This window comes from Streptomyces sp. JLBG701 (assembly GCF_058544905.1).
In genome coordinates this window covers 6468799-6486507 of record NZ_CM178588.1, presented here as the reverse complement: position 1 = coordinate 6486507, position 17709 = coordinate 6468799, and the positions used below count along the sequence as shown (strand labels likewise).

General features: G+C 69.1%; 12 protein-coding genes. 3 read left to right on the top strand and 9 right to left on the bottom strand.

The genetic code is table 11. The annotated features are described in order from the left end of the window. Positions 1-127 precede the first annotated feature (127 nt). The 4 genes from AC5DRG_RS30015 to AC5DRG_RS30000 all read right to left on the bottom strand — a co-directional run bounded on the left by AC5DRG_RS30015 (position 128) and on the right by AC5DRG_RS30000 (position 4823). Positions 128-838 (bottom strand): UPF0158 family protein, encoded by a 711-nt coding sequence (locus tag AC5DRG_RS30015; protein ID WP_491802574.1) that lies wholly within the window; start codon positions 836-838, stop codon positions 128-130. 114 nt (positions 839-952) lie between these two features. Then, positions 953-2056, bottom strand: coding sequence for a hypothetical protein (locus AC5DRG_RS30010; protein WP_491802573.1), 1104 nt, complete (start codon positions 2054-2056; stop codon positions 953-955). Beyond that, positions 2014-3102 (bottom strand): hypothetical protein, encoded by a 1089-nt coding sequence (locus AC5DRG_RS30005; RefSeq protein WP_491802572.1) that lies wholly within the window; start codon positions 3100-3102, stop codon positions 2014-2016. Before AC5DRG_RS30005 ends, AC5DRG_RS30010 begins: the two co-directional genes overlap by 43 nt. A gap of 269 nt (positions 3103-3371) precedes the next feature. Then, positions 3372-4823 carry an AAA family ATPase gene (locus tag AC5DRG_RS30000; RefSeq protein ID WP_491813198.1) on the bottom strand — a complete coding sequence of 484 codons (1452 nt, stop codon included), beginning with the start codon at positions 4821-4823 and terminating at the stop codon, positions 3372-3374. A gap of 1670 nt (positions 4824-6493) precedes the next feature. Here AC5DRG_RS30000 and AC5DRG_RS29995 point away from each other — a divergent pair. Next, the gene (locus AC5DRG_RS29995; RefSeq protein ID WP_491802571.1) at positions 6494-9409 is read left to right on the top strand and encodes a SpoIIE family protein phosphatase; all 2916 of its coding nucleotides are present in this window, start codon (positions 6494-6496) and stop codon (positions 9407-9409) included. Between the two features lie 142 nt (positions 9410-9551). Here the strand turns inward: AC5DRG_RS29995 and AC5DRG_RS29990 are convergent, their stop codons facing one another. Genes AC5DRG_RS29990 through AC5DRG_RS29980 form a run of 3 tightly spaced genes read right to left on the bottom strand, consistent with a single transcriptional unit; the run spans position 9552 to position 13413 of the window. Then, positions 9552-11990, bottom strand: a complete 2439-nt coding sequence (locus AC5DRG_RS29990; protein WP_491802570.1) for a xanthine dehydrogenase family protein molybdopterin-binding subunit — start codon at positions 11988-11990, stop codon at positions 9552-9554. Then, a complete protein-coding gene (locus AC5DRG_RS29985) occupies positions 11990-12532 on the bottom strand; it encodes a (2Fe-2S)-binding protein (protein WP_491802568.1) in 543 nt (180 codons plus the stop codon). The genes AC5DRG_RS29990 and AC5DRG_RS29985 overlap by 1 nt, the downstream gene beginning before the upstream one ends. Further along, positions 12529-13413, bottom strand: coding sequence for an FAD binding domain-containing protein (locus tag AC5DRG_RS29980; RefSeq protein ID WP_491802567.1), 885 nt, complete (start codon positions 13411-13413; stop codon positions 12529-12531). Before AC5DRG_RS29980 ends, AC5DRG_RS29985 begins: the two co-directional genes overlap by 4 nt. Positions 13414-14838: 1425 nt before the next feature. Here AC5DRG_RS29980 and AC5DRG_RS29975 point away from each other — a divergent pair. Both AC5DRG_RS29975 and AC5DRG_RS29970 read left to right on the top strand, forming a co-directional pair. Then, entirely contained in the window at positions 14839-15480 is a 642-nt protein-coding gene (locus AC5DRG_RS29975; protein ID WP_491802566.1) for a DUF433 domain-containing protein, read from the top strand. Next, positions 15480-15920, top strand: coding sequence for a DUF5615 family PIN-like protein (locus AC5DRG_RS29970; protein ID WP_491802564.1), 441 nt, complete (start codon positions 15480-15482; stop codon positions 15918-15920). The genes AC5DRG_RS29975 and AC5DRG_RS29970 overlap by 1 nt, the downstream gene beginning before the upstream one ends. A 27-nt stretch (positions 15921-15947) precedes the next feature. Here the strand turns inward: AC5DRG_RS29970 and AC5DRG_RS29965 are convergent, their stop codons facing one another. Both AC5DRG_RS29965 and AC5DRG_RS29960 read right to left on the bottom strand, forming a co-directional pair. After that, positions 15948-17228 (bottom strand): MFS transporter, encoded by a 1281-nt coding sequence (locus tag AC5DRG_RS29965; protein WP_491802563.1) that lies wholly within the window; start codon positions 17226-17228, stop codon positions 15948-15950. Between the two features lie 7 nt (positions 17229-17235). Then, positions 17236-17700: an ArsI/CadI family heavy metal resistance metalloenzyme gene (locus tag AC5DRG_RS29960; RefSeq protein WP_491802562.1), complete on the bottom strand. Its 465-nt coding sequence runs from the start codon at positions 17698-17700 to the stop codon at positions 17236-17238. Positions 17701-17709 lie beyond the last annotated feature (9 nt).

The following is a 17709-nucleotide window of genomic DNA, read 5'->3' as shown; positions in this document are numbered from 1 at the left end:
CTCGGCCCCTCGGCGGCATGGTAGGAGCATCCTCAACCAGGCGCTCAGAGGACCGCACGGGCTGGTGAACCGTCGGCGCACGGCGTCGGGCCACCCCGCCCCTCCTGGCCCGCGGTCGGGGCCGCCCCTATCCGTCGCCGCGGAACAGAAGCCTTGGACGACAGCCCTCTTCGGCCAGCCAGGCGCAGGCCCGGCCGAGCTGTCGCTCATCGCTGAGTCGGTGGAACCGGCGCCAGGCGCGCTCGTCACGGGCGAGGACATCCTTGAAGCGCCGGAAAGCGCCTCGGCCACGGATGGCGGTCCGCAGCCGATCGGCGAGGGCGGCGTCACCGAGCGTTTCGATGAACAGCTCCATGTCCTGGTAACCGTCCCGGGAACCCAGAGCCGGCACGGACAGCCATCGCTCGGGATCGTCCGCCTTCTCGAACCCGGTCTCCAGCTCATCGGCGATGGTCGGCCGGCACTCCCCGGTGGACAGATCGATCCGACCACCGGACCCGATCGGGTCGCCCTCCAGCAGCATGGCGAGCATCTCCAGATCGACTGCGAGCGGACGAAGGGCGAGGTTCACCGCGTGCCCCACGGACACGCGCAACACGTCCGCCAGTGCCTCATCGCCCCGGAAACCGCGCTCCCGCAATGCTCCGAGGAACGTGGCAGCCATCTGCGCGGCCCCGGGCAGCCCCAGAGCAGCGGCACCGGCCACACCGTCGCCGGCCAGCTGCAGCACCTCGCTCACGGGTCCGCGGCGCAGTGCGGCAAGCATAGCCGTCCCGTCCGACCCGTTCAGCGCGCCGCGCACGGCCCGCAGCCCGTCCTCGTCCCATCCCTCAGCCATGGCCTCGACGCTAACGCGCGTCACCGAGTGGTAGAGCCCCGAGCACCGCCGGGTTCCCGCTCCGTCCCCGCCTGCCTCGTCCCCGCGCCCGCAGAAGCGATCGGTCTCCCCCTGTCACCGGCGCCGCTTGCGCCCGCCCGTGGAACGCCCACGCCCGCGGACGCCGCCGTGACGAACGGCGGACGTACGCCAGGTCCTGGCCGCGAGGTGCCGGAGTTCCTCCAGCCCGGCCCGGTCCGGGTGCGCGGAGTCCAGAGCGCCGGCGACCGCGTCCCTGGTCTCGGCCCCCTGGGCGCGCAGTACCTCCTCGGCTCCGCCCGAGCCGCCCGCCAGCTCCACAAGCTGGAGCAGGCTCTCGGCGAGGACCAGCACATGCTCGGCGTCAGTCATGTCCTCGGGGGACAACAGTTCACGGTGCGCCAGAGCGCTCAGAACGAGCGGAGCCAGTACGGCGTCACCGCGCAGCGCATGCAGCAGCCGCTCGCCCTCACCGTCGGGCCACGCCACCACCAGCACGTCCAGCATCGCCTGGGCACGCGTTCGGAACGCCGTACCCGCCATGGTCCGTACGGCGTCGGTCAGTTGCCGCAGTGCGGCATCCCGCTCCCCGTGGGCCGACATCCATCCGGCCAGTTCCGTACGGGCGGCATCCGGGTCGTAGTCCTCGGCCAGCACCCCCAGCAGGCCAGCCGCCGGTGCCTGGATCAGCTCACCGACCAGCGGTGCGTCCCGGCCGGCCGCCAGCAGCCGCTGCCGTACGGCCCGGGTGCCCAGCTCTGTGACACGGATGAGTTCGACGGGCCCGGCGATCAGCTCCTCACGCAGGCGGCGGTCACGCTCCCGCGCCGCCGCCGGATCCGCTGCCGTCCCCATGACTCCCAGCAACTCCCCGAGCTCGTGCGGCATGCCCGCGGGCAGTTCAGGTCCGGAATCTTCGAGATCGGAGAGATCGGCCTCCAGGAACACCGGATCGGCCATCCCCTGCTCACGCTCGACCGCTCCCAGGTCCACCAGCGCGTCGAGTACCGAGCGCAGGTCCCGGTCGGCGTGCTCGAACCACATTCGGTGCTGGAGGTCCGGGCCGGCGTCCAGTTGGAAGCGGGCCCGGTAGCCCAGGTGCACGGAGTCACGCAGCCGCGACCAGGGCATCGGGTACGGCAGGCTGTAGAGCGTGTTCAGCACGTCCTCCAACATCTCGTCGTAGATGTCGAAGAGCATCGACTCGCCATGCCAGCCGCTGCGCGCCCGATCAGGGCCTGCCGCAGTTCGAAGAGAGCGTCGAAGGCGCGCGACCAGAGCTGAAGCGGGTCGGCCAGCACCGGCCGGGCCTTGGCCACCGCGTACAACCGGCCCTTGGCCACCCGGACCAGCCGCGCCTTCTTCGCCCACTCCACCAGCAGTCCCAGCCGCGGCAGGTCGTTCGAGGAGCGCACCCCCTCGGTCCTGTCACCAGTGCCCAGCACGTCCACCAACTCGCGGGCGTCGGCCATCCGCAGCCGCCCCGTGGCTGTCACCACCCGCCCCTCGCGCCCCACCCACTCCGCAAGACCCCGCAACTGCGCCACAATCGTCGACGCCTCGGCCCGTCGTCGCAGTTCACCGTCCGAAGGCAGTACCACAGGCAGCTGCGGCTCGGCCCGGGCCCCGTCGGCCAACAGGCGGCCGTTCAACCGCCGATCCATGATCGCGTCAAGGGCCCGCTGGTCGTAGGCGACGTCCCCGCGCTGAGCGCGCTCCGCGAACCGCTGAAGCGCCGCCCCGTCCATAACGTCCACGCCCTGCTCGGCAGCGGTCACCGCCCAGAACTTCGCCAAGCCCCAGCGGGTACGGTCCGCCATCGCCGCCGGATACCGCTCCATGGCCGCGTCCACCGCGCCGAGGGAGTCATCGAGCGCGGGCCCGCGTGGGTCCGCCAACCGCACGGCGTGCAGAAAGCGCAGGAGGGTGCGCAATGTGCCCGGACCGTCGCCGCGTTCCTCCCCGGGAAGCTCGGTGACCTGCTGGGGAAGCCAGGACAGCAGCAACTCCTCCACATGCCGCGGCTCCCACAACCCCAGCCGGCCGTCGGCGGTCGCCCGGTGGCGGTAGTCCAACGCCGCCTCCACCAGGAACCCGTCCACCGGTAGACCCTGCTCCCCGGCCCACCGGACCAACCGGTCGATCAACAGCTCGCACGCCGCCTCGAACTCCTCCTCGGCCTCGGCTTCGCACCGCATCCGCATGAAATCCGCCCCGCCTGTCCGCAGCTTTGCTCGCCTCGCCACGCTACTGCCGAACCGCGGCGCACCGCTCGCGGCCGAGGCTCAGTGGCCTGCCGCCGACAGGTCCCGGTGGCTGCCCGCGCTCACCCTGACCGTCCGGCGACGGATCGCTCATCGTCGTACGAGCCCGCGGCACGGGACCGCATGAGAACAGCAGGCCGTCCCGGCCGAGTTGGATCGGCGCCGGTCCTGCGTGCTCCCCCTGTGCGGCAGCCTCGGCGAACTCCTCATGCGGGTCCGTCAGCCGGTGGGGCAACCCGGTCCTCCAAGAGTCACTCTCCGTGGTAAAGGCGGGGCAGGTCGATCAGTTGAATCATGGGGTCGTTCTGTGCAAGGTGTTTCAGTTCATCAGTGAAGCCGGTGCCGCTGAAGCAGTACAGCCTCGTTGCCTCGGTAGCCGTGCCGCTCCTGGTCAGGAGCGAACGGATGTGCCGGAGGCGTTCCAGGTGGCCGGCTCCCATCACGTCACTCCATTTCGCTTCGCCGATGGCGAGCAGCACTTGGCGACCCTCGTGGCTCTCGCCGTGGACTGCGACGTCGACCTCATGGCTGGTCCTGGCAGCCGGGTCGTTGACGGTTCCACCGGCGACGCGTGTGACATGTCCGCCGTGGGTGTCGGGTGCCGCGTGCCAGCGGGCCCATTCCCTGCAGACCTGCTCGAAGTGCGGGCCGACTACTTTGCTGCGGAAGGTGGACTGGGCGCGGCGCCATACGGCCGGTGCCCGCCCAGGGCGTTCCAGGTCGCCCCAGGCCGGGCGCATGACCGCGTGGTAGAAGGTGACGAGCGGCTCGGCGATGCGGTAGGCGGAGCGGTTGCGGCGAAAAGCATCCGCCTCGTGGGTGATCATGCCGACGTCCTGGAGCACGCTCAGCGGGTGGGCGAGGTCGGTGGACTTGCGCCCCAGGTAGTCGGCGATTCCACCACGAGCGGCGTTGCCGGCGGCGATGGCTGCCAGTACGGAGTGGTAGAGCGCGGTGTCGTGGAGTTCGGGTTCCTCGGCGAGCAGGTAGCGGGCCTCACGGAACAGCGGACGGGCCGGGTTGAGGACGGCTCGGGTGACCCAGGCATCGAAGTCGTCCGGCCCCGCGGGGGTGTCGCCCTGGGTGAACTCACGGCGGTAGGCAGGCGTGCCGCCGACGACGGCGTTGGTCATCAGCGCGGTGCGCGGGTCGTCGATCTGCCAGAACTCGGCCGCGAGCCGGAAGTCCAAGGTCGAGACCACGAGTTCGAGGCCGGCTCGACCACGCAGCGGAGCATTGCCGGACAGCAACCGGCCCATGAACGACAGCGCGGAGCCGCACAACAGCAGACGCACGGGAGTGTTGGTGTGCTGGGCAGCAGGGTCCAGAGCGCGCTGGATGATCGAAGGCAGGGAGGGAGACGCCTTGGCGAGGAACGGGAACTCGTCGATGACCGCCACAGTGGGGGCGCCCGAGTCAGCAATGCGCATGAGTTCCGTGACCGCCTCGTCCCAGTGCGCGAAACGGAACGGAGTGGGCTGCCCGCGATAACGGGCCAGTGCCTCACCGAACTGACGCAGGGCGTCAGCCTCGGTGGTCTCGGTGGCGGTGAACATGAAGCCGCCACTGGCACGAGTGACGGCGTCGAGCAGGAAGGTCTTGCCCTGTCGGCGGCGACCGGAGACCACGCCCAGCGTGGCCCGATGGCCCGGCAAGTTGGCGAACCGGGTCAGCTCGGCCCATTCGAAGACACGGTCGAACATCTCGGCGGGCTTGTCCACAGCACCAGCTCCAATATATAGATGCAGTTATTATAGCTGCACTTATTCGCCGCACGGATCGACCAGACCGACTCCGGCGCTCGCGAGACGAACACCGGTGCCGCTCTTTGCAGCCGATATGCCCGTTGAGGATTCCGGCTCGTTCCACGGTCCTTCCGCAGAACGAGCCGCTGGGCCGCCCTGCGGCTCTTCCGGCCAGGTGGTGTTCGGGCAGGGGCGGACCACGTCAACGGAAGCGGCGGATCGCGCGCCGAGGCGACGGACTCCCGGAGGGCTCGGCGGGAGTGAGCCGACAGGCCGCTCCAGGGGGTGGCAGACCTTCGATGAGGAAGCGGGCAGGACCGAGCCGAGCGGTGGGGCACGCCGTGGCCGGAGTTCGCGGCCGCGAGGATCTCCGCATCGTCGGCCTCCAACTCGTGCCGACCGGGCGGCTCCGGGAGGAGTGGAGTACTACGGTTCACCTCGCGCGCGTACGGCTTTCACACCTCTGCCCTCGCCCCGGACGGCATCACCGGGCCGACGGAACCGACCGAGCCGACCCTCCTACGCAGGGTTGTGCGACATCGACAACCTGGCCACAGTCGGCGCTTCCCGCTCAGACGCCCGCCATCAATGCCAGCTGCTGCACTACAGATGCGCCGATGCGCTCCCCTCCCGCACTCCGTTGCCAACCAGAACCGATCGTGCAGATGCGAAACCTCGAAACCACAAGGCCAGAGGGCCACTCGCACGCACGCCCCCGAGAACCACACCACCACAAACCTCCGACCTACGCATTGCGCCTGCGCAGGTGAACAGCCGCGGTCCGGCCCGGACGTCGCAGTATGAATGACAGAAAACCCCAAGTCAGATACCCGACCTGGGGTTTGAAGAGAGCCGCCTTCGGGATTCGAACCCGAGACCTACGCATTACGAGGCCGTCAGAGGTCGTGCTGGGCTGTGCCATGCTGTCGTGCCAGATCCCGTTTTCCCAGATCAGAGCACATGCAGCGGTCCGACTGTCCGCATCCCGTGTTGCACGGTCCAAAGGCGTCCGCGCTCCCCTTGCGCTCCCCGTTCCTCGGCGAAGCAATGCGAGCGCGTGGACAGCCCCTTGCCGACACCATGCCGTCACAGGCTGTCGAGACCGCACAGGCGAGGCGGCGCTCAGGACTCGCGAGCTCCTCGACACCTGGCGGGCCGCGCTGGACTTGCGCTCCGGGCCGGGGACGCAATTGCCGGGCTGCGGCTGGTGAGGTATCCGGCGGCGCCGACGGTGAGCAGGATGCTGTGGCGGTCGAGGACCTCGCGTACTCGCGGCCAGTAGTCGGCCGGAGGCACGAGTACGCCAATGAGGAAGTTGGTCGGGTCCTGGCCGTCGTACAGCTCGGCGCGGTACGGCCACGGCGGCATCAGGGACGCGCCACCACCCGGACCGGATCGCCCATGTCCGCCACACCCGATTGACCTCAAGCACCCCTCAGCCTGACCCGACGTGACGTACAGCTGCCACCGATTACGGACAGAGCCAGCGATACAGTGTATGTAGGCCAATTGGGGAAATCTCCAATCCACGACAGCAGTGCCGCACGGGTGCCCGATGGTGGGGCATTCCACGGCGGTTCACACGCAACCTTTCAGGAGATGCGGTGACGGCTGGGAACGCGAGGCCCATGAGCCGCATCGAGCAGCCGGAGGCGATGCGGCTACGGTTGCTGGCGGCCAGCGACCACGGGCTGTCGATGGCCGAGACACTGAACGTGGCCCTTCAGCAGGTGACCGCCGACCTGGGTGGCCTCGGCGGCTTGGCCCACTGGCGCGACCCCGGTTCTGATCGGTTGCGCTTGGTGGCGGCCAGCGGGCTTGCGCCGGAACTCGCCGCGGCATGGGCGAATCTCCGCGCGGACGAGGACGTGCCCCCTGCACGCGCCTTGCGCAGCGGTGCCTTCGTCTGGGTGGCCGAGGACAGCCTGGGGGTCGGGGCCTCCGGCACTGCGGCAGTGCCGCTACTCGGTACCAGCGGGCGAGTCGGTGCGCTTTCCGTGCTCACGGCAGGGCCCGACGAGCCGGATCCCGCACAGCGGTCCTTTCTCGGCTCCGTAGCGGTGTGGGCGGCCAGACGCCTGGAACAGCGTCCCGACACGCCGCCGGGTGTCGTCTCGGCGCCCAGGGAGCCACCCGCGATCAATTGGCCCGGTGGGGAGATGCCCCGCGCGGTTGCGATCAGGCATTGGGAATACGACGCCGCGGCCGGTTCCGTAACGCTCACCCAACCGGTCATCGACATGTCCGGCGAGTCGCTGCAAGCGTTCGACGAGAGCGCGGACATCTGTGGGTATCTTCCGGGCATTGAGGATCTGCCGACGTTCACGGCCGACATCCGTGAGGCGTACGCCAGCGGGGCGGCGCACGACACCGAATACCGAGTGCAGCTCAGCGACGACGGCACATTCGGGTGGGTGCGAGCGCGCGGCCACCTTGTGCCTGGTGAGGACGGCGCCTCTGCCCGTATGGTCGGCACGCTGTGGGGCCCGCCTCACGCACAAACCGCGTGCGATCCGGCCGTCGCCGCCCTCCGTGACATGGACGAAGGATTCCTGGCGGTCGACGGGGACTGGCGGATCACCTCCGTCAACGAGGAGGCCGAGCGTCTTCTCGGCCCCGGCCGGACGATGCTGGGCAGCGCTCTCTGGGATATTCCCGTAGGCCGCGCACCCGGTCTCGAAGCCCAGTGCCGGCGCGCGTCCGCCGAGAGGAAGCCGATCGGTTTCGATCTCCACGGGCCGACCGATCAGCGTGTCCGCCGTGTCCGGCTGGTCCCCTTGCAGGGCGGCGGGCTGACGATCTACTTCGCCGGCGTCACCGACGAGCGACCAGAGGGAGCCGAGCGATCGGTCGGCGAGCGAAGCGAGATGGGGGTCCCCCCGGCCGGAGACTGGGGGAGGATCGCGGCCGGGCGAACCGCCCGGATGAGTGAGCTGACGGCGGCACTGGCCGAAGCCGTCACATCCAGCGACGTGGTAAAGGCCGTCGCGGAGCGTGTCCTGCCGCCCATTGGCGCCGACGGGCTGGTGGTGAACGCGCTTGAGGGCGGCCGACTGCACGTGGTCGGATCCGACGGATACACACCGGAATTCCTGCGTCAGCTCGACGGGATCTCGCTCACGAGCCACATGGCGATCGCCGAAACGCTCCGCTCCCGCACTCCCGGATTCGTCGAGTCGCCTGCCGAGTACGTCCGGCTCTATCCGCAGTTCGAGGGTTTTGTGGCCGCGTCGGCCAAGAGCGCATGGGCGTTCCTGCCTCTCATCGCCTCTGGGCATGCGATCGGTTGCTGTGTTGTCTCCTTCTCCCGGCCGCGGTCCTTCAGCGAGGAGGAACGCACCCTGCTGATAGCCCTGAGCGGGCTGATCGCGCAGGCACTGGAGCGGGCCCGGCTGTACGACGTGGAGCACACCCGCGCCCAGGAACTCCAGCGCGGTCTGCTCCCCAGGACACTGCCCTCCCTGCCGGCCGCCTGCGCCGCCGCTCGCTACATGCCCGCGGGGAAAGGCGAAGAGGTGGGCGGTGACTGGTACGACCTGATCCCGCTGTCCGGCGATCGGGTCGCCATCGTGATCGGCGACGTCATGGGGCACGGCATCGCCGAAGCCGCCGTCATGGGGCAACTACGCACGGCGGTCCGCGTCCTCGCCGACCTCGAACTGGGTCCGGACGAATTGCTCAGCCACCTCAACGAACTCGTCTCCGACCTCGGCGACGACAAGTACGCCACCTGCTCCTACGCCGTGTTCGACCCCGTCACCCGTATCTGCTCGATCTCCTTGGCCGGTCATCTCCCGCCTGTCATCGTCCATCCCGATGGGACGGTCCACTGCCCGGAGCTGGCCAGCAACCCGCCGCTGGGCGCCGCCGAACCTCCCTTCGAGACGCACGAGCTGCACCTGCCGGACGAGAGCCTTCTCGTGTTCTGCACGGACGGCCTCGTCGAATCCGCCACCCGGGACATCGACCAGGGATTGGCTCAGCTCAGGCAGACGCTGGCGAGGGCCGTGGCCCGGCCCTCGTACTTCATGACCGGCACTCAGCACGGTGACACCAGGCGTCTCAATGACCTTTGCGACGTCGTCGTCTCGGCTCTGCTGCCCGACCGTGAGCAGACCAACGACGACGCAGTCTTCCTCGTGGCCCACACCCGAGGCACACCTGTCGACAGCGTCGCCTCGTGCAGCCTTCCGGACGACCCGCGGGCAGCCGGCCAGGCCCGGGAATACGTCCGCAGCCAGCTGGCCGTCTGGGGGCTGGACGATCTCGCCATGACCACCGAGCTCCTGGTGAGCGAATTGGTCGGCAACGTGATCCGGCATGCCAGCGGCCCCATTCGCGTGCGCCTGCTGCGCAGCCGCTCGCTGATCTGTGAGGTCTATGACGGCAGCCTCACCAGCCCGCGCATCCGGCGCGCCGCATACACCGACGAAGGCGGCCGGGGCCTGCACCTGGTGGCCGCTCTCTCTCAGCGGTGGGGCACTCGCCATCTCGACGAGGGCAAATGCATCTGGACCGAGCAGGACCTTCCGCTCGCCCATTGATCTGTCGGCGAACGCACAGTCGTACGCGGTAGTGGTTGGTGGTGTCGGTGGCGGAAATGATCGTCAGCAGTGTGGCCTGCCGACGGGCCGACGGACTCCTCGTGAGGTTGCCGGCGGGACCGCCCGGCGGCGGTGGCGGACATCAGCCCGCCTCGGCCCGGACGGTGCCGGCCTGTACCGCTGCCACGATGTCCGAGGGCTTGACCGGCAGCTGCCGAACCCGCATCCCGTACTCCCGCAGGGCGTCGTCGATGGCCGCCGACACGGCCGCCGGGGCCACCATGCGGCCGCCCTCGCCGCCGCCCTTGATGCCGTACTCGGTGAACGGCGAAGGCGTCTCGACGTGCCCGATGCGGAACGGCGGGACCTCGCCCGCGGTGGGGATCAGGTAGTCCCAGAAGGTCGGGGACATGAACTGCCCGTCCTCGCCGTAGACCAGCTCCTCGTAGAGTGCGGTCCCGATGCCCTGCGTGGCGCCGCCGGTGACGTGGCCGTCCAGGCTCCTGGGGTTCACGATCGTCCCGGCGTCGTGCACGGCCACGTAGTCGAGGAAGGAGGGGATCCCGGTGTCGGGGTCGATTTCCAGGGCCGCGATGTGGCAGGCATGGCCCATGATCGGGTAGAAGACGCCGAAGTCCGAGCCGTCCGGTGCCGGCAGCGTCGTGTACGGATGGTCGTAGGTGTAGGACTCCTCCAGTCCGCTTGTCATGCCCTCGGGCAGGCTGAGCGCGAAGAAGTAGGCGGTGCCCGCGAGCTCCGCGAGGGTCAGCCCGGTCTCCGGGGCGCCTCTCACCTGCACGCGCGCGTCGACGAGTTCGAGGTCCTCCGCGGCCACTTCGAGGGTGTGCGCGGCGATGCGGATGAGCTTCTTCCGCAGCTTGCGTGACGCGCCCCGAATCGCACCGGCCACCATGACGGTGTAGCGGCTGCCGCCCGGGCCCGTGCTGGGAAGCGCGTGGGCGGAGTCGGCATACCGGACGTTGACACTCTCCGGCGGGATCCCGAACTCCTCGGCGAGGACGGTGGCGCCCACCGTCTCGGGGCTGTTGCCCCACATCGACTGGCAGTGCAGCAGGAGTTGGAACTGCCCGGTGGGGTCGATCGTCACCGTCGCGCTCTCGGGGCTGGAGGTGACGGGCAGGACGGGCTTTTCCACCAGGGACCAGAACTCGGTGGAGCTGAAGACGCTGCGCTCCTGGGTGGTGGCCAGGCCGATGCCGATGCAGCGGCCCTCCTCCGCCCGCAGCCGCTTCTGTTCGGCGCGCCACCTGTCCAGGTCGATCATCGACAGTGCCTTGTCCAGTACGGCCGGGTAGTCACCGCTGTCGTAGACGTTGCCGCCGGGGATCGTGTACGGGAACTGGTCGGGCTGGATGAAGTTGCGGCGGCGGATCTCCTCCGGAGCGAGCCCGAGCCGGGCCGCCCCGGAGTCGACCAGCCGCTCCAGCACCCAGTTGTGCACCTCGGAGCCGAAGCCGCGGTAGGCGCCCTGCTGGCACTTGTTGGTGAGCACTGCCCGCAGGCGGTACCTCACGTCCCGGAACCGGTACGGGCCGACCACCTGGGAGAAGGCGTTGCCGTGGTGGCCGACGCCGAACTGCATGTAGGCGCCGTAGTCGTCGACGACGTCGATGTCGAGACCGACGATCGTGCCGTCGGCGCGAAAGCCCATGCGGGCTTCGTAGAAGCGGTCGCACCCGTGGTGGTCCGAGTTCACCAGGTGGTCGATCCGGTCCTCGATGTACGACACCGGGCGACCCACCCGCAGCGCCAGGAAACCGGCGAGGGTGGGCACCTTGTGCGCGGCGAGCTTGCTGCCGAAGCTGCCGCCCGCCGGGACCGGCTTCATGGTCAGCTTGTTCGACGGAACCCTCAGCGCGCCCGCGATCAGGAAGGCGAAGTAGCTGAAGTTGAGCGAGTTGCAGTAGATCTCCAGTACGCCGTTGAAGCCGGGCTGGGCCACCGCGCCCGTGGTCTCCATCGGCATTCCGGCGGAGCGGCCCCAGTGCAGGGTGTCCTCGACGACGAGGTCGGCCCCGGCGAACGCGGCGTTCACATCGCCGAACTCGAAGGTCCGCTCGCAGCCGATGTTGCTGCCGTGCTCCTCGTGCAGCACGGCGGACTCGGGCTCCATGGCCGCCATGGGATCGGTGACCGGCGGGAGGTCCTCATAGTCGACCTCCAGCAGGTCCACGCCGTCCTCGGCGAGGTACCTGCTCTCCGCGACGACGGCCGCCACGGCCTCGCCGACGTAGCGGACCTTGTCCACGGCCAGCGGGTACTGCGCGATGGTGGCCGGGCCGAAGTTCATGCAGGGGTTCATCTTCGCCTTGCAGTCCTCGCCGGTGAACACGGCGACGACTCCCGGCAACTTCAGTGCCGCGGTGGCGTCGACGGACCTGATCCGCGCGTGCGGTACGGGGCTGCGCAGGATCGCGGCGTGCAGCATGCCCGGCAGTCTGAGGTCGGCGATGTACCCGCCGCGGCCGATCAGCAGCCGAGGGTCCTCGACCCGCTTGCGGTCCTTGCCGATGTACTTGTAGCCGGACTTCTGGGCGGTGTCCGTGTGCTCGGTGGTCATCAGGAACGACCTCCCGCGGCGCCGTCGGCCGTCGCCTCGCCGCGGAGCCTGGCGTCGGCGGACCGGACCGCGTTGACGATGTTCTGGTAGCCGGTGCAGCGGCACAGGATCCCGGAGATCTCGTGACGCACCTCGGCATCGGTCAGCTCATGACCGGTCTCGATGATCTCCTTGGTACGCAGCACCATCGCGGGTGTGCAGAAGCCGCACTGCAGCCCCTGCTCCTCGGCGAAGGACTCCTGGATGGGGTGCAGCTCCGTCGGGTCGACGGAGAGGCTTTCGACAGTCTCGACCGTGTGCCCGTCCCCCTGGACGGCCAGCATCAGGCAGGAGCGCACGGAGTGGCCGTCGAAGAGGACGTTGCAGCATCCGCATACGCCGTGCTCGCATCCGAGATGCACGCTGACCAGGTCGAGTTCGTCGCGCAGGAAGTCGGCGAGCGTGGTGCGCGTCGACACCTCGCGGGTCACGTCCCGCCCGTTGACGCGCATGGTCACGGTCCGGCGGGCGGTGCCGTACTTGGCGGCGGTCGAGGTCGTCACTTCCCGTTGCTCCTCTCGTGGGCGCGCGCCACGGCCGCGGTGATCGCGCGCGACACCACGACGGAGGCGAGGTGCCGGCGGTAGGCGCGCGTGGCGTGCAGGTCGTCCCCCGAGGTCACCGAGGGCACGATCTCCTTGGCGGCCCTGGCGATGTTCTCCTCGGTAGGGGCCTCACCGATCAGTGCGCTCTCCACCGCGGAGGCGCGGACCGTCGTGTCGGAGATACCCAGGACGCCGACGGAGACGGAGGTGAAGCGGCCGTCCTCGTCAAGGTTCACCACCGCGGCGGCGCCGGCGAGCGCGAGGTCGCCCACGCGCCGGGCCACCTCCACGAAGCCATGGCCCGCGGTCCACGGCGTCACCGGATAGCGGACGGCGACGAGGACCTCCGCCGGCTCCAGGGCCGTGGTCATCCAGCCCTGGAAGAAGTCCTGGGCCGCGATGGTGCGGGTGCCCGAGGGCCCCTGTACGACCACCGTCGCGTCGAGCGCGACCGCCGTGCACGGCAGTTCGGCAGCGGAGTCGGCGTCCGCCAGGCTGCCGCCGACCGTGCCGCGGCGGCGGTTCTCGATGTGGCCGATGTAGCCGGTGGCCTCCGGCAGCAGCGGAACCAGTTCGCCGACCAGCGGGTGGTCCTCCAGCTCGTACTGCCGAACCCCGGCGCCGACTTCCAGCCCGTCGCCGCGGCGCTCGATCTTCTGCAGGTCACCGATCTTGTTGATATCGATCAGTGCCTCCGGCCTGGTAAGCCGCATGTTGAGCAGGGGGAGAAGGCTCTGTCCTCCCGCGAGGACGAGGGAGTCGTTGCCGTACTCGCTCTTGAGCGCGACGGCCTCATCGACGGATTCGGGATCGCAGTACGTGAATGGAGGCGGCTTCATCGCCCGTCCTTGGTTGCGGCTCCTGGGAAGAAGCAGGTGACCGGGCCCGGAGCCGAAGTCGGCTGCGGACGGTTACCCCGAGATCGCGTCGCGCGATTCGTCAGATGATTGTGGGTGCTCCACAGGCTCCGAGGCGGTTCATACGCGGATGCCCATGGGCCCTCCGGCTCTGGGCGGGGTCCGTGCCATGCGCGGGTGCGTAGGGGCAGTCATCGAGGTTCACGACGATGGCCTCCTGTGTGCTGCGTACGACGCACATCCGCACCGGCTCAGTGTCACTGCCGTTCTCCTTCTAGTGCACCACACCTGGCGCAACGACGACGAAGTGTCCCGGAACGCTCGCGGGCCTGGTCCCAGCCGGTCGCCGACCCGCCGACGGCCGACGCCGCCGAGCACGTACAGGGTCGTTTCGGGCTGGCCGTGATGGTGACACCTCTTCATACCCGCCGAGAGCACGAAGGACAGTCCCTGGATCCCCGTCTTGCGCCTGCTCACAGCGCCAGAAGTCGAGTGTGGCCTTGGCGCGGGAACAGCGACGCGCGATCGCCGCCATGGCTGCCGCTTTGGCCACAAAAGCCCAGGTCACAGACCTTGGCCATCGATCCTGAATGCGCTCCCCTTGCGCTCCCCTCCACTCATGGGCATCCCACGAGCTGACCAACCATCAGGAGCGCAAGACAAAAGACCAGGCCAGAGGGCATCTGACCTGGTCTCAAGTGGAGCCGCCTTCGGGATTCGAACCCGAGACCTACGCATTACGAGCTCGCAAGATCATTGCCCCAGGGTTCACTGGCCGTCCCTATTTTCGCCGTCTATGCAGGTCAACGGGCGTGGATACATCCGGGGCGTGTTGATCGTTCACGGGGTTTCACTGTTCTTCCGGCCCCATCCTGGCCCCAGGGATGGCCTGCCGGCGGGCTGGCCGCACCCCAGCCGGGTGGGCCTCCAGTTCAGGGCCGGGCAGCAAGAGGGGCGTCCAGCGCACCGGCATTGCGACGCGAAGAGAGGCTCCGCCCCGCTATGGACGGCATCCTGGACGTTGCAGATGTCCTGCAGGGCCGTCTTCGCGCGGGGCCCCTCGCCCACTTTCGTCGAAGCGACGATAGCCGGGCTAGCCATGCCAAGCTGGCGGAGAGCCGAAGAGGGCCTCCTCCCCTATGCCAGGGCGGAGACGACGACTGTTCTCGCAGGTCAGCGGCGTGGCGGCAATGTAGCGCATCAGCGTTGACCGGACTCGGTGTCACGAACCGGTCTCCCCTCTGGGCACCACAGTCCTGGCGTATCGGCCCGATTCAACGGGCCAGGTTCTTCGCGCCGCCAGAAGCAGGGTTCTGGGGCCCTCGCTCCACTTCCTGTAGCGTCCTCAGGCGCGGAGCTGGGATGCTGGCGGGTAGAGGAAGTTACGAAGGCCGGAGGGGGTGGACCATGGCGTACTCGACTCGTATGGCTGCGGCTCTCTCTGGGGCCACGACCGGGCAGCTGCGATCTTGGCGGCAGGATCGTGGCAACGGTCCCGTTCTTTGTCCTGAGCTTGCGGCCAAGCCTGCTCTGTACTCCTTCCGTGACGTGCTGGCGCTACGCGCGTTCGCGATCCTGCGTCAGGACGTGTCGCTGCAGAAGATCCGCAAGGCCCTGGTGACGCTGAAGCAGTTCGGCGAGTTCGAGCACCTGTCCAGCTACTCCCTGGTGGCCGAAGGCGACTCCATCGTCCTGGTGGGCGACAGGAACGACGATCATGCGACCGATCTTGTCAAGCATCCCGGGCAGCGGGTGATCGCCACGATGGCTGACATCCTTCAGGAGTTCGCGCCTCGCGCCGGCGTGGTCGTTCCGCACCTTCTACGGCCCAAGCAGCATGTCAGCGTCGATCCTGAGACGCAGGGCGGGCAGCCTGTCATTACCGGCACCCGTGTCCCCTTCGATGCTGTGGCCGAGCTCGTGGAGGACGGCATCCCTCCCGAGAAGATCGCTGACTATTACCCTGGCGTGACAGCGGATGCCGCCCGTGACGCTGTGTCCTTCGCTCTCTACGTGGACAGTTACAGCCCGGGACCGCGCGCTGCCTGATGCGGATCCTCATTGACGAGAACGTTCCGGTGCAGATGCTGGAGATGCTCAGGCGGCTGCTGCCTGGGCATGAGGTGCGCCACGTCAGCGAGCTCAAGTGGTCCGGGAAGAAGGATCTCGCCCTCCTTCCTGACGCCGCGAAGCGAGGCTTCGACGCCTTCCTGACGAAGGACGGGCGTCAGCTGGAGGACCCGTCGGAGACGGCTGCCATCAAGAAGTCGGGCATGCACCACATCCGGTTCAGTCATGGCCACAAGGGCATGGCGGGACTGGGCCTGGCGATGGGGGCAGTGATCGCCTCGATGCCGCTTCTCATCCGCGAACTTGAGACAGCGGAGGGCCAGCAGCTTGTTCACATCAAAGGGCTGAATCCCGGTAGCAAGCAGCGGTTCGATCTGGTTGACCCTGCTAAAGAACCGCCCCGCTACTGGCCGCGATAGTCGGGCGGGAATCGTCCGCTGGTCCCTTCAGTCGGCCTGGTTAGCCGTTAAAGTGGCGGCCTTACCCGTGTGCTCTGTGGTCCGCCCGGGCATCGGCGTGTCCAGTGGCAATGTCGCGACAGCGGCGAGGGCGCCGACCGCGGAGACGAGTGCGAGCAATGCGAACAGAGCGGGATAGCCGCCGAGTGGTTCAGCCAGCGCGGCTCCCGCGAACGGAGCCAGGGCGGATGCAATGGTGGCGGGGGCTGCCAGGAGCCCGGAGAGGCGCCCGTAGTGGGTGGTCCCCCATCGGTCGGTAACGGCGGTGGCCTGGAGCAGGGTGAGGTTGCCGCGCACCATGCCGGCCGCGATCGCGATGCCTACGAGCAGGGGGAAGGGGCCGGAGACCATCGCGAGCGCAGCGGTCGTGGCCCCGCCGAGCGCGATCAGGGCGACGGTGCGGGTGGTGACGCTGGTGCGGCTTGCGAGCGTTGCGTACAGGGTGCGGCCGAGGGTCTGTCCGGCGCCGCCCAGGCCGAGGGCCCAGGCAGCGGCCGTGGGGCTGGCGCCGCGTGCGATCAACAGGGGCACGAGGGCGATGACGACGGCGTACATGGCGAAGCTGTTCAGCGTGAGTGCGGTGGCGAGCATCAGGAACGGTCGGCTGCGGACCACCGAGCCGTTGTGGGCGTCCTGTTGGGAGGGCTGCGTCGGCGCGGGCGGCCAGGGTGCTCGTAGTGCGAGGGCGTGGGCGGGGATGGTCACGAGGGCCAGGATCAGCGCGAGCACGGCGTAGGTGCTGCGCCAGCTCAGGTGCTCGGCGAGCGTGGCGGTCAGTGGTGCGAAGGCGGTGGAGGCCAGGCCGCCGGCGAGGGTGACGATGGTGAGCGCGCGGATGCGGTCGTTTCCCCACCAGCGGGTGAGGGCGGCGAAGGCGGGCTGGTAGAAGGTGGCGGCCATGGCCATGCCGGCCAGCAGCCAGGCGGCGGTGAAGGCCGCGAGGTTGGGCGCGTAGGCGATGGCCAGCACGGCCAAGACGCCCAGGACGGAGCCGGTGGTCATGACGGCACGCGGGCCCCGGCGGTCGAGGATGCGGCCGACAGGTATGCCGGTGGCGGCGGAGACGAGGAGGGCTGCCGAGAAGGCGGCGGTGGTGGCGGTCGGTGACCAGCCGGTGGCAGCGGTGATCTGCGGATTGAGGACGGGGAAGGCGTAGTAGACGATTCCCCAGCTGGTGATCTGGGCGGCGCACAGGGCGGGCAGGGCGGCGCGGGGCCGTGACCGGTCTCCCGTGCCGGTCACGGCCGCGCTGGTGTGAAGGTTGGTCATCGGCGGATCAGCAGCAACCGGCCGCGACGGCCGGTTCCTTCGCGCCGGTTTCGGCCTCGGCCGAGCCGGTGCAGCAGGTGCTGCCCTGCTGCTTGGCGAGGGAGTCGGCGTCGGCCTTGACGACGTACACCTCCCAGGGTTCCTGGCCGGGGCCGTGGACCCAGACCTTGTCCTGGACGGCGTAGCAGCAGGTGGTGTCGTCCTCGACGTCGGTGACCAGGCCGGTCTCGCCCAGGCGGGCGGTGGCGGCGTGGACCGCCTCGGTGGACTCGACCTCGACGCCGAGGTGATCCATGCAGGTCGCCTCGCCCGTGGTGCCCTCGATGAGGACGAGCTTGAGCGGGGGCTCGGCGATGGCGAAGTTGGCGTAGCCGTCGCGGAGTTTGGCGGGCTCGGTACCGAAGAGCTTCGTGTAGAAGGCGATGGATGCGGCGAGGTCGGGGACACGGAGGGCGAGCTGTACGCGGGACATGGCGAACCT

Excerpts from the sequence above, each read along its gene's own strand:
- AC5DRG_RS29990 (WP_491802570.1), bottom strand. The coding sequence starts at position 11,990 with ATGACCACCGAGCACACGGACACCGCCCAGAAGTCCGGCTACAAGTAC.
- AC5DRG_RS30010 (WP_491802573.1), bottom strand. The coding sequence starts at position 2,056 with ATGCTCTTCGACATCTACGACGAGATGTTGGAGGACGTGCTGAACACG.
- AC5DRG_RS29995 (WP_491802571.1), top strand. The coding sequence starts at position 6,494 with ATGAGCCGCATCGAGCAGCCGGAGGCGATGCGGCTACGGTTGCTGGCG.
- AC5DRG_RS30015 (WP_491802574.1), bottom strand. The coding sequence starts at position 838 with ATGGCTGAGGGATGGGACGAGGACGGGCTGCGGGCCGTGCGCGGCGCG.
- AC5DRG_RS29970 (WP_491802564.1), top strand. The coding sequence starts at position 15,480 with ATGCGGATCCTCATTGACGAGAACGTTCCGGTGCAGATGCTGGAGATG.
- AC5DRG_RS29975 (WP_491802566.1), top strand. The coding sequence starts at position 14,839 with ATGGCGTACTCGACTCGTATGGCTGCGGCTCTCTCTGGGGCCACGACC.
- AC5DRG_RS29980 (WP_491802567.1), bottom strand. The coding sequence starts at position 13,413 with ATGAAGCCGCCTCCATTCACGTACTGCGATCCCGAATCCGTCGATGAG.
- AC5DRG_RS29965 (WP_491802563.1), bottom strand. The coding sequence starts at position 17,228 with ATGACCAACCTTCACACCAGCGCGGCCGTGACCGGCACGGGAGACCGG.
- AC5DRG_RS29960 (WP_491802562.1), bottom strand. The coding sequence starts at position 17,700 with ATGTCCCGCGTACAGCTCGCCCTCCGTGTCCCCGACCTCGCCGCATCC.
- AC5DRG_RS30000 (WP_491813198.1), bottom strand. The coding sequence starts at position 4,823 with ATGTTCGACCGTGTCTTCGAATGGGCCGAGCTGACCCGGTTCGCCAAC.